The sequence below is a fragment of the Streptomyces sp. NBC_00510 genome (assembly GCA_036013505.1).
In the GTDB taxonomy this organism is placed as follows: domain Bacteria; phylum Actinomycetota; class Actinomycetes; order Streptomycetales; family Streptomycetaceae; genus Actinacidiphila.
In genome coordinates, this window is sequence record CP107851.1 from 6491450 (window position 1) to 6507424 (window position 15975).

Annotated in this window: 9 protein-coding genes; 7 read left to right on the top strand and 2 right to left on the bottom strand. The window is 71.9% G+C overall.

The window, feature by feature from the left end:
• Nucleotides 1–170 precede the first annotated feature (170 nt).
• From OG937_29265 to OG937_29275, 3 genes are all read left to right on the top strand, one after another.
• Nucleotides 171–4955, top strand: coding sequence for an aminotransferase class I/II-fold pyridoxal phosphate-dependent enzyme (locus OG937_29265; GenBank protein WUD75487.1), 4785 nt, complete (start codon nt 171–173; stop codon nt 4953–4955).
• Nucleotides 4956–5168: 213 nt separating this feature from the next.
• Nucleotides 5169–7313 carry an MMPL family transporter gene (locus OG937_29270; GenBank protein WUD75488.1) on the top strand — a complete coding sequence of 715 codons (2145 nt, stop codon included), beginning with the start codon at nt 5169–5171 and terminating at the stop codon, nt 7311–7313.
• A gap of 381 nt (nt 7314–7694) precedes the next feature.
• Entirely contained in the window at nt 7695–9323 is a 1629-nt protein-coding gene (locus OG937_29275) for a S8 family serine peptidase (GenBank protein ID WUD75489.1), read from the top strand.
• Between the two features lie 79 nt (nt 9324–9402).
• On the opposite strand, the gene OG937_29280 is transcribed toward OG937_29275, so the two are convergent.
• On the bottom strand, nt 9403–9723 hold the full coding sequence (locus OG937_29280) for a chaplin (protein WUD75490.1): 321 nt from the start codon (nt 9721–9723) through the stop codon (nt 9403–9405).
• 251 nt (nt 9724–9974) lie between these two features.
• On the opposite strand from OG937_29280, the gene OG937_29285 reads away from it, so the two are divergent.
• Entirely contained in the window at nt 9975–11153 is a 1179-nt protein-coding gene (locus OG937_29285) for a glycoside hydrolase family 6 protein (protein WUD75491.1), read from the top strand.
• Between the two features lie 113 nt (nt 11154–11266).
• Here the strand turns inward: OG937_29285 and OG937_29290 are convergent, their stop codons facing one another.
• Complete coding sequence (locus tag OG937_29290) at nt 11267–13174, bottom strand: glycosyl transferase (protein ID WUD75492.1); 1908 nt, start codon at nt 13172–13174, stop codon at nt 11267–11269.
• Between the two features lie 235 nt (nt 13175–13409).
• Between OG937_29290 and OG937_29295 the strand changes: the two genes are divergently transcribed.
• The 3 genes from OG937_29295 (at nt 13410) to OG937_29305 (ending at nt 15900) form a co-directional block, all read left to right on the top strand.
• Nucleotides 13410–14186, top strand: a complete 777-nt coding sequence (locus OG937_29295) for an IclR family transcriptional regulator (GenBank protein ID WUD75493.1) — start codon at nt 13410–13412, stop codon at nt 14184–14186.
• Nucleotides 14183–15046, top strand: a complete 864-nt coding sequence (locus OG937_29300; protein WUD75494.1) for an SMP-30/gluconolactonase/LRE family protein — start codon at nt 14183–14185, stop codon at nt 15044–15046. The genes OG937_29295 and OG937_29300 overlap by 4 nt, the downstream gene beginning before the upstream one ends.
• A gap of 245 nt (nt 15047–15291) precedes the next feature.
• Nucleotides 15292–15900, top strand: coding sequence for a hypothetical protein (locus OG937_29305; GenBank protein WUD75495.1), 609 nt, complete (start codon nt 15292–15294; stop codon nt 15898–15900).
• Nucleotides 15901–15975 lie beyond the last annotated feature (75 nt).

Below are 15975 nucleotides of genomic sequence, written 5' to 3' on the forward strand. Positions count from 1 at the left end.
AGCATTAGAAACACGGGACCTGGGGCAGTTTGCTCACCCGGTCGGGCACGGATACGGCGCACAGCCGCCCTGCCAGGCCATCCGCCCCGCACCGCGTGGATCCGCCGAGAGCGCATCGAGTGATTTTCATTTCATCTGGCTCATCTGCATTGGGAGTTGCGTTGCGTAACGTGGCCATCGTCGGCATGGGTTGCAGATTTCCGGCAGCCCGGAATCTCCCCGAATATTGGCGGATGCTCCGCAAGGGTGAACGCCAGTTCCGAGCTGTGCCTCCCGAACGCTGGGATCACACGCCCTTCCACACCCCGCAGGACAAGCGCGCCCGCGCCGGAACGTACACGGACATCATCGCTCCGATCGCCGCCGTCGATCAGTTCGACGCCCGGCACTACCGGATGTCGCCGCGCCGGGTGCAGGGATTGGACCCGCAGCACCGCCTGCTCCTGGACGCCTCCCGTGAGGCGCTGCAGGACGCCGGATGGGAGCGACAGGAGTTCGACCGCCAGTCGGCCGGCGTGTTCTTCGGCCTGGGCATCAGCGAATACATGGAACTGGTACCCGACATCGTCACCATGCAGCCGTCCTCGGTTCCGGGAGCGCTGCTCAACATGGCGGCGGCGAATGTGAGCCGGTTCTTCGACCTGCGCGGCCCCAGTTTCACGGTCGATGCCGCGTGCTCTGCGACCTTGGTCGCGTTGCACCAGGCCCTGAGCCATCTGGCCACCGGAGAGTGCCGTGTGGCGTTGGTGGGCGGCGCCTATCTCACTCTGGAGCCGCGCTCGCTGCTGGCCTTCTCGAAGGTAGGGGCGATCTCGGCGGCCGGTGTGTGCAGGCCCTTCGACCGGGAGGCCGACGGTTTCGTACTGGGCGAAGGCGTCGGGGTGGTCGTGCTGCGCCCGCTTCGGGACGCGTTGGCCGCAGGCGACCGGGTCTACGCGGTGATCCAGGGCATCGGCGCAAGTAACGACGGGGCGGCAGCGGAAGGCCCGATGACGCCGAGCCGCGATGGCCAGATGACAGCGCTGCGCCGCGCCTATGCGGATGCCGGATGCTCCCCCCGATCGATCGGGGTCTTCGAGGCACACGGCACCGCCACCATGGTCGGGGATGCCACCGAGCTCGACGCGATCATCAAGCTTCGAGAGGAGGCCGAGGGTGACTCGGACGGTACCGCCTGCCTGTCGTCGGTGAAGTCGCTGATCGGCCACTCCCTGGGGGCTTCCGGTGCCGCTTCCTTGATCAAGAGCGCGTTGGAACTGCACCACCGCACGATCGTGCCCATGCCGGAGACCGATCCCGCTCGTCCGGAGGATCTCGCGGGGTCGAGACTGCGGATTCCGCGAGCTGTTGAGCCCTGGGAGCATTCCGGGGGCCAACCGCGTCGCGCCGGAGTGAGCAACTTCGGCTTCGGCGGCACCAATGTGCACGCCGTACTGGAGGAGGCGCCGGAGTCCAGCCCGCGGTTGCACGGAGTTGAGCCGCCGGCCGCCGGGCGCCGGACCACCGGCCGGAAGCAGCCAGAGGAGGCGCCGGGGACGCAGGACGACGAGCCGCAGCTCTTCCTCTTCTCCGCCGGCAGCGTGGACCGGTTGGAGTCCCACCTCGTCCATGTTCTGGAGACCCTGCAGGACGCCCCCGACATGCCACTGAGCGCCATCGCGCGGACCCTGGCGAGCAGGCGGCTGCTCACGGCCCGGCTCGCGGTCGTCGCCGGCGGCCACGCGGAATTGCGGACGCGGGTGCAGCAGGCCCGGTCCGCGCTCGCCCAAGGCAGGGTGGGCGCGCTGGACGAGGGCCTGTACTCGGCCGTCGCACCGCTGCCGGCATCGGAGCGTACGATCGCCTTTGTCTTCCCCGGACAGGGCAGCCAGCAGCCGGGGATGGTGGGGGACCTGTATGAGCGCTTCCCCGCCGTGCGCTCCACCATCGATGCCTTCGACGCGCTGGCCGTCTCGGAGAACGGGCTTTCGCTACTGGACTCGGTGTACGGGCCGGCCAGCCTTACCCCGGAAGGACAGGAGCGGCTCACCGGCACAGACGTCTGCCAGCCGGTGCTCGGTGCGTTCGGCGTGGCGCTCGCACGCTTCGTGGAGTCGCTGGGCGCCGTCCCGGCCGTCACCTTCGGCCACAGCGTGGGGGAGTTCCCCGCCGCGGTCAATGCCGGTGCCCTGGACGAATCCGAGTGCCTGCGGCTCCTCCTGGCGCGCGGCGCCCGCATGCGCAGCGCAGAGTCGGTACGGCGTGGCGGCATGCTCGTCATCCGGGCCTCGCAGGACGAGGCGGACCGTGTGACGCAGGGGCTGGAGGAGGTGTGGGCCGCCTGCTTCATCCACCCCCGCCAGGTCGTGTACAGCGGCACGGCGACGGAGCTGGAGGAGCTGGCGCGGCGCTGTGCGGAGGCGGGCCTGGCGGCCGCGTCACTGCGGGTCTCCAACGGTTTCCACTCCCCACTTCTCGATCCCGCCCTCGACGATCTCGCGGCGGACCTCGCGACCCGTACGATCACCCGCCCCCGGTACGAATTCGTCTCATCGGTGAGTGGCGCGGCCGAGGACGACCCTGACGTGCTGCGGGAGCTGTGGGGCCGCCATGCCAGTGCCCCTGCCCGCTTCGGCGACGCAGCTCGCGCCGCATACGAGGCCGGCGCGAGGGTGTTCGTGCAGGTCTGCGGGGGCAGCGGGCTGCTCGGTGCCGTACGGCACAGTGTTCCGGAGCAGAGCGCGGTCCGGTGCATGGCGCTGACCAAGGACGGTTCCGACCAGGCCCGCACCTTCCTCGCCACGCTCGGCGAGCTCGCCGTGCTCGGGGTCGACATCGACGCCGCGGGGCTCGTACCGGAGGGGACGCCACTGGTGACGCTGCCGCCCTCCCCCCTTGCAACGAAGTCGTACTGGTACCCCCGCGTCGCCTCACGGCGCCCAGCCCCGCCCACCGTCCCTGGTCTGGGGGCCGTCGAGGGGGATCTCCAGCAGACCGTCACGGGACCTGACCGGTCTCCGGACGTCCTGACGAACAAGGCTCCCGCCGCGTTGCCCGAGCCACACAGCGCAGGGGCGGCCCAGGTGCCACCCGCCGCTGCCCCTCCCCCGAGTTCCCCCGATCACAAGGATTTCGTGATGCATGACGTCGTGACGCTGCTGAGGGAGCAGCTGAACCTGTTGCAGACCTTCGGCACGGCCGCTCCCGTCGCGGACCGCCCGGCGGCCTCGCCCGCCGGGACTCCGCCGCTCATCCAGCAGTGGGCCGCTGGTATGGATGTGCTCAGCCTGCCTACGGTCGGACACCGTGATGCCCGCGAGCCGGCCGCCGGGGCGGACTACGAGCGGGTGCGTGCTCGCGTGTACGCCGAGTTGTCGGCCGTCAGCGCCTTCCCCGTGGAGCAGTTGACGGATGAACTGAACATCGTCCAAGAGCTGGGCTTCGACTCTCTGATGACCACCGAGCTGCTGGTGCGGCTTCGTCGGGCCTTCCCGGAGGTCGCCGAGGGCGTCACTGAGGGATTCATTCCCCGGCAGCCCACCATTGCCCAGGCGGTCGAGGCGGTGGCCGAACTGCTCAAGGTGGATCGAAGGGCCTCGATCGCGACTGCCGTCGTGTCCGCGGCGGCCTTTCCGGCCCGCGCCGAGGGTGCCGTGAGTACGTTGGCGAATGGCCGCGTCGCTGTCGAGCGCGCTGCGGCTACGTTGTCGAACGGGCATTCCCGACTCGCTGCCGAGGGCGGGGTGGCCATGGCCGATCCGGTCCCTGCCACGGCAGTGCGGGCCGAGAGCCGTATCGAGGACTTCCCCGAGCTCCTTGAGATGGAGGGACGCCGGGCCTCCCTCGGACGCAGCCCGTACTTCCTGCTGCACGAAGGCACACTGCGGGACACCACCCGGATCGAAGGCCGGGAGTTGATCTCCTTCTCCGGGTACAACTACCTCGGCCTGTCCGGCCACCCGATGGTCGCCGCCGCGGTCAAGGAGGCCGTCGACCGATACGGTACCTCGGTTTCGGCGAGTCGTTTCCTGTCCGGCGACCGGCCACTGCACCGCGAGCTGGAGTCGGAACTCGCCGCGCTGAACGGTTGCGAAGCGGCCATCGCCCTGGTCAGTGGGCACGCCACCAACGTGAGCGTGATCGGTCACCTCGTGGGCCCCGATGACCTGATCCTGCACGACGGCCTCGCGCACGACAGCATCCTGCAGGGCTGCAACCTCTCCGGGGCAAGGCGCCGCCCCTTCCCGCACAACGACATGGCGGCGCTCGACGTGATGCTCGGGCGGATCAGGCACCATTACCGCCGTGTCCTGATCGTGGTCGAGGGTGTCTACAGCATGGATGGCGACATCGTCGACCTGCCGGCCCTCATCGAAGTCAAACAGCGGCACGGCGCCATGGTGATGATCGACGAGGCACACAGCATCGGCGTTGTCGGGCCCCACGGCGGCGGAGTCGGCGATCACTTCGCCGTCGACCGCTCGGCAGTGGACCTGTGGTCGGGCACATTGTCGAAATCTCTGGCGGGCTGTGGCGGTTACGTGGCCAGTACGGCACGCGTCGTCGACTACCTCAAGGCCTCCGTCCCCGGGTTCGTCTACAGCGTGGGCATGACCCCGGCGAATGCGGCGGCCTCGCTCGCGGCACTCCGGGTCTTGCGCGCGGAGCCGGAGCGACTGCAGAGGTTGCGCGAGAACGCGGAACTCTTCCTGCAACTGGCCCGGCAAGCCGGGATCGACACAGGCGACAGCCTCGGTTCGCCGGTCATCCCCGCCATCGTCAAGGACTCGTCCAAGGCCCTGCGACTGTCTGCGGCACTGTTCGACGCAGGGATCAGCGTCAACCCGATTCTTCATCCGGCAGTAGCGGAGGAGCTGACGCGGCTTCGGTTCTTCGTCACCAGCGAGCACACCGCGCAGCAGATCGAGTCCTGCGTGTCCGTACTCGCTTCCCACTGCCACTCGTTGAACAGCTGAACTCCCGGCGTCCCCGGGTACGCGGACGCCCCTGACCGAGAAGTCCACACGCGAAGCGAGGAGCAGGCTCCGGTGAAGCCTCCCCCAGTATCGTCCCCCGAGACCATGACGGGGACAGCGACCATCACGTCCGGTGAGGCGTCCGGCAGCCCGCTGCCCCCGGGCCGGTCGGCGCGCCTTCCGCTACCGCTGCGCCGCCCTCGCGCTGTCCTCGTGGCCTGGCTGTTCCTCATCGCCCTGGCCGGGGTTGTCGCGGGCGGCACACTCAACGTACTCAAATCGGGGGGATTCGACGATCCGTCATCGGATTCCGCCGCGGCCACGCGGTTGCTTCGGGAGAAGTTCCCCACCGCACAGCCCAACCTGTTCCTGCTCGTCCGGGACAAGGGCGGGGACGCGAACAGTACGGCGGCCACCCATGCCGGCCGGTCCGTGCTCGAGGAGCTTTCCCGTGAACGTGGCGTGCACATCGTGGCCTCGTATTACCGCACCCCTGACCCGGCGCTCCGCTCGGCCGACGGTGCGGCGGGCCTGACCGCAGTCACCGTCGCCGGCGACCAGGATGCCGCGGACCGCAAGACCAAGGACCTGCACACCAGGCTCGCCGGAGAGCGGGGTGACGCCGAGGTGCGCTTCGGCGGTATCACCCAGATCAACAACGACCTCAATGACCGGACCGAGCAGGACCTCAAGCTCGCGGAGTCGGTGGCGATTCCGCTGACGCTGTTGTTGCTGGTCCTGGTCTTCCGGGGTGTCGTCGCGGCGCTGCTGCCACTGGCCGTCGGGATGTCGGCCATCGTCGGGGCGATGGCCGTGCTGTGGTGCCTGGCCCAGCTGACCTCGGTCTCGGTGTTCTCCACCAATCTGATCACCGCGCTTGGCCTCGGCCTCGCGGTGGACTACAGCCTGCTGATCGTGGCCCGCTACCGACAGGAACGCGCCAGCGGCGGCGATGACATGGAGGCGTTGCTGCGCACCCTGCGTACAGCAGGCCGCACAGTGGTCTTCAGCGCCGCGATCGTGGCCAGCGTGCTGCTCACTTTGCTGGTCTTCCCTCTGTACTTCCTGCGGTCGTTCGCGTTCGCGGGCGTGGCGACTGTGGCGATCACTGTGCTGGGCGCGCTCGGGCCGCTGCCCGCCATGCTCCTGCTGTTGGGGAAGCGGGTCGACAAGTGGCGCGTGCTGCGGACGCGCGCCGAGCAGGTCGCTCCCGAGCGCCGGCTATGGGGCCGCATTGCCGGCGGCTCGATGCGCCGCCCCGCGGTGTGGGGCTTGATGGCGACCATCGGGCTGCTGGTACTCGCCCTGCCGCTGGGCCACGCGCAGTTCGGGATCCCGGACGAACGCGCCCTGCCAAAGGACACCGAGAGCCGACAGGTGGCCGAGGTGCTGCGTACGGGCTTCGCCGGCAGCGCCGGCGGTGACACGATCAGCGTGGTGGCGCCGGCATGGGACCGGGACCCCTCGGCAACCGCTCTGGCCACGTACGCCCGGACGCTGTCCCGTGTGCCCGGTGTCGACCGGGTGGACAGCCCCGTTGGCCGATTCGCCCACGGCCGGCCACAGGCCGCGAAAACACCGGCGGACAGCGCCGCGGCGGCCCTGCGCAAGGATCGGAGCGTACGGCTCGACCTGCACACCCGTGTCGTGCCCTACTCCCCTCAAGGCAGCCGGCTGGCCAAACAGGTGCGCGCGGCACCGGTGCCCGGTCATCGGGAGGTGCTCATCGCGGGACTGGCTCCGCAACTCGTGGACACCACAAGTGCGTTGGCGAAAGGACTGCCTTGGGCACTCGGCCTGACCGTGCTGATCACCCTTGTGCTCCTTCTACTGGCCACCGGCAGCTTGCTGCTGCCGGTCAAGGCGGTTCTGCTCAATGCCCTCGGGCTGGCGGCAGTCGTCGGTGCGATGGTGTGGGTCTTCAACGACGGCCATCTGTCCGGTCTTCTCGGCTTCACCCCGTCGCCGCTGGCCATCACGATGCCGGTACTCCTGGTGTGCGTGGCGTACGCGCTGTCCATGGATTACGAGATCTTCCTTCTGTCCCGTATCAAGGAACGGCACATCGCCGGAGACCCCACTGAACTGTCGGTCCGCGCCGGCCTCGGCGAAAGCGGTCCCCTCATCAGCGCGGCCGCGGGGCTGCTGGCCGTCTCCTTCTTCGCCATCGCCCTGTCCGGAGTCTCCCTGGCCAAGTTCTTCGGCCTTGGCACCGGCATCGCAATCCTCCTGGATGCGGTGCTGATCCGCGGAGTGCTGGTCCCGGTGTTCTTCCGGCTGGCCGGCCCCCTGGCCTGGTGGGCCCCGGATTCCGTGAAAAGACTGACTCGCAAGATCGAGATGGCCGCCGGCCACTGACCGCGCCGTCTCCAAAGGGCGGCGCCTGGCAGCAGCATGATGCATCGGCAGACAATCGGCATCCCTCCGAGCCCAGCCCTGTGGCGGGGCTCGGAGCGTGTTGCACGGCCAAGGCAAGCAGTGCGGAACAGGGCCCGCCCGGGCGACAGGTCGCCAGTGCTGTCGGCGGCGATTCGGGCGATGCCGGCCGGTGAGGTCGTCGCGCCGGGCACGGCGAGTAGGCGCAGCGGGAGCAACGCACCAAGCCGCCAATGGGCGAGTCTTCGGATCCAGAGCGTCACCTGGACAGCCGTCCAAGCGGGCGGGTGGAAATTTCTGATGATAACCAGGACCTGGGGGGTCGTCAGGTCAAATGAATAGAACGGTCAAGGAGCCCCGCAGATGCGAATTTCCTTGCGGCGAACAGCATCCGTCGCTCTGATAACTGCCCTTCCCGCCCTTGCCCTGGCGGCGTCCCTCCCGAGCGCGGCGGAACCGCGGCCCGGCCCCCCGGGCGCGATCCCCGGGCAGTACATCGTCACCCTGGACCCCGGTACCTCGCCGAACACCGTCCTCGACGGGCTGGGCGTCAAGCCGCTGTTCACCTACGGGCACGCGCTGCCCGGCTTCGCCGCCAGGCTCACCGCCGGGCAAGTGCAGCGGGTGCGTGCCGCGCCGGGTGTCGACGAGGTGGAGCAGGACGCCGTGGTGACCATCCCGCTCGGCGAGGACGCCCCCGCCGACAGCGACCTGGAACCGCCCTATCCGGTCGACCTCCCGGGCGAGCCGACCGGCCCCGTCGACTTCCCGCAGGACACCGCCGCACCCGGCGCCGCGTCACCGGACCCCGGCCCGGACCGGGGTCCGTCGGGTGGGGGCGCCCCAGACGGGGCACCACAGCCGGCACCCGGCGGGGAGGAGGCCCCGGGGCCGGCGGGATCGGAACAGCAGCCGCCCGAGCAGGCGATGCCGGAACCGGCCGGACCGGAGCAGGCGATGCCCGAGGAGACCGGACCGGAACAGCCCGGACCGGAACTGTCCGGACCGGAGCAGGCGACCGATCCCGGGCCGCCGGGGGCGTCCGGCTCCCCGAAGCCGGGGACCAAGCCGGTCCTGCTCCCGGAGCAGGTCCCCGGCCCCGCCTCGCCCTCCGCCCCGGTACCGGACTCCTCCGGACCCACACGGGCGAAGGCGGTGCGCGGACTGGGCGGCTTCACCCCCTGGGGCCTGACCCGGATCAACAACCGGGCCCTCGGCGGATCCGGTTACTCCGTCCGGGCCACCGGCGCGAAGGTGACCTCGTACATCGTCGACAGCGGCATCGAGTTCTCCCACCCGGACTTCGGCGGTCGGGCCGTACCCGGCTACGACGCGATCGGCGACGGTCTGGACGGCGGGGACTGCAACGGGCACGGCACCCATGTGGCGGGCACGGTCGGAGGCAGCTACACGGGCGTCGCCCGCAAGACGACGCTGGTGTCGGTGCGGGTCTTCCCCTGCGTCGGGCGTACGGCGAACTCCGCGGTCATCGCCGGTATCGACTGGGTCGCCGGGCACGCCAAGAAGCCGGCGGTGGCGAACCTGTCCTTCGCCGGGCGCTGGTCGCTCGCCGCCAACCGTGCCGTGGAGGGGCTGGCCAGGGCCGGTGTCTTCCCGGTGGCTGCGGCGGGCAACGACAACCTCAACGCGTGCTTCGTCTCTCCGGCGAGTGCGCAGTCGGCGTTCACGGTCGGCGCGATCGACCAGGAGGACCGCAGGGCCTGGTTCAGCAACTGGGGTACCTGCGTGGACATCCACGCGCCGGGGATGGGCATCCTGTCCGCGTATCTCAACGGGAGCTTCCGCGACATGGACGGCACGGCCATGGCCGCTCCGCACGTCACTGGGATCGCCGCCTTGTACAAGGACACCCACGGTGACGCGTCCTTCGCAACCCTGAGCGAGTGGCTCACCGGCCGCGCGATCCGCAATGTGCCCATCGACGGCGGTTACGGCACTGCCCGGCTGAGCGCCTTCACCAATGATCTGTGACCCGGCGCCCCGCCCTGCTCCGACCAGAGGCCGCCGGAGGGAGTACCCCCGGCGGCCTCTGATGGGTGGGGCGACTGCGTCAGCCGTTGACGCAGATGTTGCCGACCGTCGGGTTGAGCAGGGCGAAGTGGTTGTGCCCGTTGCCGCAGTGGTTGATCGGGATGTTGATCGGATGCTGGATGACGTTTCCGCTCAGGATGCCGGGGGAGCCGACGGCGATGGCCGAGGCGTAGGCGCCGCCGTAGCCGTAGCCCTTGCCGTAGCCGTGGTCGCCGCTCTTGCCGTAGTCGTCGCCGTAACCGGCGGCGAGGGCGCCGGTGGCCGAGCCGAGGACGAGGGCACCGGTGGCGACCGTCAGTGCGACGGCCTTGGAGAAACGGATCACTTTTGTGCCTTTCATGCTTGATGGGACCAAGGGTCTTGATTTGGTCAACGAGTGGTTTTGACCCGAGATGCGGTTGATCACCCGAATAGTCGTACCGGATTTGGATTCCCTGTGACGAATCGTCGGTTTTCTGGGTTCGGGGTGACCGTTCGGCGCACCAGAAACGGCGGGGCGCGGCCGCCGATGTGACGGTGGGTCACATGGTTCTCGCTGCCACCGCACCCACTCGACGACTCAATGCCGGTGCAGGACGCATCGTCGCCGGAATGGCCGGAGCGTCGGTGCTGCTGTCACCGGGGTGGGCCGCAGGCCCCGCCCTGGCGGAGGCCCCGCCGGCCACCGGCGGGCCCTCCCCGTTCTGGGTGGACCCGGACAGCCGGGCCGCCCGGCAGGCCGAAGCCGGGGAGGCCCGCGGCCGGACGGCGGATGCCGCGCTGCTGCGGCGGATCGCCGACCAACCGCTGGCCACCTGGCTCGACGACCGGACCCCGGACGCCGCGGGCGAGGCTCGCCGGATCACCGCGGCGGCCGAACGCGCCCACCGCATCCCGGTGCTGGTCCTCCACCACCTCCCGCGGCGCGACTGCGTCCGCCGCCCGACCGGCGCCGCCGACGCGGCCGCCTACCGCCGCTGGATCACCGGCGTCTCCGGCGGCATCGGCGGCCGTGCGGCCGTGGTGGTCCTCGAACCGGACGCGGTCGCCGGTCTGGTGGCCGGCTGCGGGGGAGCCGCCGCCGTACCGCCCCCGGGCCGGGCGGCGCTGCTGGCCGAGGCCGTGGGGCTCCTCAAGGCGCGTACCGGTACCCGGGTCTACCTCGACGCGGGGAACCCGGGGCGGGTCCCCGACCTGCGCCGGCTCGCCGCGGCGCTGCGGCTCGCCGGGATCGGCCGGGCCGACGGCTTCGCGCTGAACGTCGCCGGCTTCCACACCACCGGGGTCAGCACGGAGTACGGCGACCGGCTGTCCGGGCTGCTCGGCGGCGCCCACTACGTCATCGACACCAGCCGCAACGGCAAGGGCCCCTGGGCGGCCGTACGCAGGAACGCGCAGTCCTGGTGCAATCCGCCGGACCGGGCGCTCGGCCCCGCGCCCACGGTGCGTACCGGCAGTCCGCTGGTGGACGCCTACCTGTGGGTGAACAGGCCCGGTGAGTCCGACGGCGCCTGCCAGGGGGCGCCGCCCGCGGGGCACTGGTGGGCGGCGTACGCGCTCGAACTGGCCCGGGAGGCCGGGCGGCGCCCGGCGGCACGGGCGTTGCGACCCGCCCCCGCCGTACCCACCTGGACCCCGTCGGCGCCCGCCCCCGCTTCGGTGGCCGTTCCGCCCTTGGCGTCCGCCCCGCCATCGGTGGTTGCCCCGGCTCCGTCGAATGCCCCGGCTCCGGCGTCCGCCCCCGCTTCGGTGGCCGTCCCGTCCGGACCCGCGGCGCCCGGCGGGAGTTGAGGAGGACGAAGCAAGGACGAAGCAAGGACGAAGCAAGGACGAAGCAAGGACGAAGCAAGGACGGCCGCCCGTACCGGGCGGCCGTCCTCGTGTGCCGGGTCCTGCCGTGTTCCTCAGCGCCGCACCATGTGGTGCCGTACCGCCGCCATGCGGGCGGAGGCGCGCTGCCTGGGCGCGCGGTGCCGGCCCCTGGCCGTACGCCGGGCCCGTCGTGCCCGCCGTGCGGCCAGGGCGCCCGCCACCCGGCGCCGCAGCACGCTGCACCGCCAGACCAGCAGCGGGACCAGGGAGGTCAGCAGAGCGATCGCGGCCCAGACGCGCATCGCCGGGTGGGCGTGGCCGCGGGGGACCGAGGCGAGCAGCGAACCGGCGACCAGGGCCGCCCACAGCAGGTGGACGCGGAAGGTGGCGAGCCGGTCCGGGCGGGCCGGGTCGCCCTCGGCCGCGGCGAGCCGGCCCGGCGGGCGCCGGAGCACCGTCGTCACGAGGGAGAGCACGTGGAGCGGGGCGGACACCGCGGACATCAGCAACCCCGCGACGCCGAAGGACCCCTTCGGCCGGTGGGGGCCGGCGTTGCGCCCGCGGGTCCCCAGGCACAGGGCGATCCGGAACGCGACGGCGGTGCCGTGGAGCGCCAGCCACGCCGTGGGGTCGAAGGGGGCGCCGGAGGCGCCGAGCCCCAGGAAGAGCACGCAGGCCAGCGCGGAGAGGATCCAGCCGAGGCCCGAGAGGGGGTAACGGGCGGCCGTCAGCGTGTAGGTGAGCAGGCTGCCGGGCCGCAGCTTCCACGGGGCCTTCCAGAACTGCCGCAGGAGGGACTCGTGGGCGTCGCGGCCGCGGCGCAGCTCCTGGGCGAAGAAGCCGTTCCAGGAGGACGGTCCCCGGCCGACGGCCACCACGTCCGGGGTGTGGACCGAGCGCCACTTGCGGCCGGTGGCGGGGTTGCGGCGGGCGTGGATCTCCAGCCCGGTGGCCAGGTCGCCGGCGGCGGAGTCGTACATGCCGCCGGCCTGCCGCAGCGCCGAGACGCGGACGACGTCGGTGGTGCCGGTGAACAGGGCGGAGCCGTAGCGGTTGCCGGCCCGTTGCGCGGAGGCGTGGACGAGGAAGCGGTGGCTCTCGGCGGCCCTCGTCACGGCGGTGTCGTGGTCGCCGTGGACCTGCGGTCCGACGACGAAGGCGACGTCCGGGTCCCGGAAGTAACCGAGCATCCGCTCCAGGTAGTGGGGGAGCGGGACCTGGCCGGTGCCGACGCAGGCGGTGAACTCGTAGTCGTCGCCGTGGGCGTCGAGCCAGGCGTTGTGGTCGCCGTGCCGGGCGCCGGCGCGCAGGGCGCCCTTGGGGTGGTTCCAGCGCGCGACGCCCTTGCGGGTGAAGTGCCGTACGCCCAGCGTCTCGCAGAGCCGCCGGACCTCCGGGTCGTCGTCCTGGTCCAGCAGCCATACGTCGACGGGGCCGTCGTGCCGGACGCGTACCGCGCCCTCCAGCGTGGCCCGCAGCCCCTCCAGGGACTCCCCGCCCGGGGCGGAGGAGGCCAGGAGGGCGACCCGGGTGCCCGGTGCCGGGGCGACCGGGACCGGGTCGCGGGCGACCAGGGTGGCATGGGCGTGGGCGAGGACGGAGACCAGGCGGAGGAGTTCGAGGAGGCCGAGGGAGACCAGCATCGCGGTGTCCGCGACGTGCGCCCACTGCGGCGCGGTCTCGCGGGCCGTCCAGTGGCGCGGCTGCACGAGCCAGACCAGCACGCCCAGCGAGGCCAGGGGCGCGGCGGTGAGCAGCAGCCAGGTGCGGATCCGGTGCCCTTCGCGGGAGATCAGGCTGCGGTACCTGACCCGGTACAGCACCCCTGGCCGCGGGGGGTCGTTGAGGGGTCCGGCGAGCGTCCCGTGGCGCGCGTAGTCGTAGCGGCGGGGGGCGCCGGGGACCGGGACCGGCCGGTCGCCGTCGCCGGTGGCCGGTGAGGGGACGAGCCCGCCAGGCCGGGTGGGCGTCTTGCGCATGCTGCTGGGCGTGATCGTCACGGCGACCCCGTAGGAGGAGAGAGGTGAAGGAATCACCGAAAGGTGAGAAAGCGGTGCAAAGCCCCTGATGGGCACTGAGAAAGTAGCAAAGGGCCCTAGAGTTATCCGACAAGCAGACAATCGGCGTGGCGTGGTGCGCGGCCATTGCCCGTCACGACCCGGCGCGGATACGCTGCGTTCGCGATACCGATCGTTATACGGAATATCGAACAGGCGCCGGAGAGAGCGAGCAGAGATGGGACGTCTCGTACCCGCCGTGACCAGAGCCCTGGACATCCTGGAGCTCTTCCTCGAAGGCGACGGCACGATGTCCGCGCCCGAGATCACCCGCAGGCTGGGTCTGCCGCGCACCACCGTGCACGAGCTGGTGACGACCCTCGCCGCGCGCAACTACCTGGTGCCGCAGCCCGGTCAGTCCGGCCGCTACCGCCTCGGCGTGCGCACGTACCAGCTCGGCAGCCGCTACGCCGAGCAGCTGGACCTCGCGGCCGAGGGGCAGCAGGTGGCCCGTTCGGTCGCGGAGACCTGCGACGAGACGGTGCACGTGGCGATCCTGGAGGGCGCCGACGTCATCTACATCGCCAAGGTGGACAGCACCCACGCGGTCCGGATGGTGTCGGCGGCCGGGCGCAGGCTGCCCGCGCACTGCACCTCCGTCGGCAAGATGCTGCTGGCCTCGCTGCCCCCGGACGCCCTCGACGAACGCCTGCCCGGCGACGGGCCGCTGCCCGCGATGACCGAGCACAGCATCACCTCGGCCGGCGAACTGCGGCGCCAGCTCGGTGCGGTGCGCGAGCGGGGGGTCGCCGTCGAGCGGCGCGAGTCCAACCCGGACGTCTCCTGCGTCGCCGCCCCGGTCCGCAACTCGGCGGGACGGGTGGTGGCCGCGCTCAGCATCTCCGTGCCGATGATCCGCTGGACCGAGGAGCGCCGGGCCGAGCTGGAGGAACTGGCCGTCAAGGGGGCCGCCGAGCTGTCCGAGCGCCTCGGGCACCGGGGCGGTGCGCGATGAGCGGGGTCGAACTCGCACTCAAGGCCGGGGCGCGGCTCGGCGAGGGCCCCACCTGGGACCCGGTCGGCGCGCGGTTGCTGTGGGTGGACATCCTCGCCTCCCGGGTGCACTGGTACGACCCGGCCGGCGGCGGCGAGTCGGTGATGGCGACCGGGCAGCACGTCGGCGCGGCCAAGCCGCGCGCGGCCGGCGGCGTCGTGGTGAACCTGCGCGACGGCGTGGGGCTGTACGACGCGGACGGCGCCTTCCGCTGGCTGCACCGCGACCCCGTCCCCGGCCGGCGGGCCAACGACGCCGCCGTGGACGCCGCGGGCACCCTGTGGGCCGGCACCATGCGCTACGACGAGGCGCCCGGCGGCGGGACCCTGCGCCGGGTGGCCCCGGACGGCACGGTCGAGCCGGTGCTGGACGACGTGACCGTCAGCAACGGCACCGACTGGAGCCCCGACGGCTCCCTCATGTACTACGTGGACAGCCCGACCCGGCGCGTCGACGTCTTCGACGTCGACCGGGACACCGGACTCGTCCGCGGGCGGCGGCCGTTCGCGGAGGTCGAGGAGGCCGCGGGGCTCCCGGACGGCCTCACCGTGGACGCCGAGGGCTGCGTCTGGGTGGCCCTGTGGGACGGGGCCGCCGTCCGCCGCTACACCCCTCGGGGGGACCTGGACCGGGTCGTGGAGGTGCCGGTACGGCGGCCCACCGCCTGCGCGTTCGGCGGCCCGTCGCTGACCGACCTCTACATCACCTCCGCGAGCACGGGCCTTGACGCCCGGGAGCTGGCGGAGCGGCCCCTGTCGGGATCGCTGCTGGTGGTGCCGGGAGCGGGGCAGGGGATGCCCGATGTGCCGTTCGGTGGTTGATTCCGTGGTGGTTCGGGGTTGATTCGGGGCTGATCGGCCTCTAAACCCGCATGTCCCGGGTTTCACAGAGGTTTCACGGGATCGACGGTCAACTCATATGTACGTCGTATCGTCGCGTCCCATACGCTGCCGGGGCAATGGACTACTGCGCAGCATGCCGACGGCACATCAACGGCGCCCTGTCTTGCCCGGGGTGCGGAACGCCCGCTCACCAGCTCGGTGCGCACGGGCCTGCCGACGCGCCCGTGCAGGAGCCCGGGACCGACGAGGGCGAGACCGCCGCACCCCCCGAGGGCGGTCGTGCGGAACGCCGCAAGGCCGCGGGGCGGGGCTCCGCGGAGAGCTCCCCGCGCCGTTCCGGCAGCCGGGCCCGCACCCGCCGCGTCCGCACCCGCCGCCGCTCGCGGCTGCTGGTCGGCACCCTGGTGGGCGCCGCGATCGTGCTCGTCGGCTGGAGCGTGGCGGAACTCCCGCTCGCCGGCTACGTGACGGGCGCGAGTTCGGCCGCCTCGGACGACACGCGGACCGACGGCGCCTCTCCGAGCCCGACCTCCTCGCCCGGGGGCGACACCTCCGGGGACCCGGCGGCACCCGCCTCCGACGCCCCGGCGTCCGAGAGCGCGAGCGCCTCCGCGTCGCCCAGCGCCTCGGAGAGCGACAAGGAGTCGCCGTCCCCCTCGGCCTCGGCCTCCGCCTCGGTCAGCCACCCGCCCGCCGGCTCCGGGACCAAGCCCCCCGCCGGCGGGGGACCCACCACCTCGGCGCCGCAGAACTCGAGCCCGGCGTCCGCGCCCCCCACGCACACGCCGAAGCCGACGCCCTCCTGCACCCGTTTCCTGTGGTGGTGCACCTGACGGGCGCCGGGCCCGTCCTCCCCGGCTCGTCCGCCGACCCGCTCCGTCCTGCGGCCCCACCGGCCGTCGCCGCGG

Excerpts from the sequence above, each read along its gene's own strand:
- OG937_29275 (WUD75489.1), top strand. The coding sequence starts at position 7,695 with ATGCGAATTTCCTTGCGGCGAACAGCATCCGTCGCTCTGATAACTGCC.
- OG937_29285 (WUD75491.1), top strand. The coding sequence starts at position 9,975 with ATGGCCGGAGCGTCGGTGCTGCTGTCACCGGGGTGGGCCGCAGGCCCC.
- OG937_29295 (WUD75493.1), top strand. The coding sequence starts at position 13,410 with ATGGGACGTCTCGTACCCGCCGTGACCAGAGCCCTGGACATCCTGGAG.
- OG937_29280 (WUD75490.1), bottom strand. The coding sequence starts at position 9,723 with ATGAAAGGCACAAAAGTGATCCGTTTCTCCAAGGCCGTCGCACTGACG.
- OG937_29300 (WUD75494.1), top strand. The coding sequence starts at position 14,183 with ATGAGCGGGGTCGAACTCGCACTCAAGGCCGGGGCGCGGCTCGGCGAG.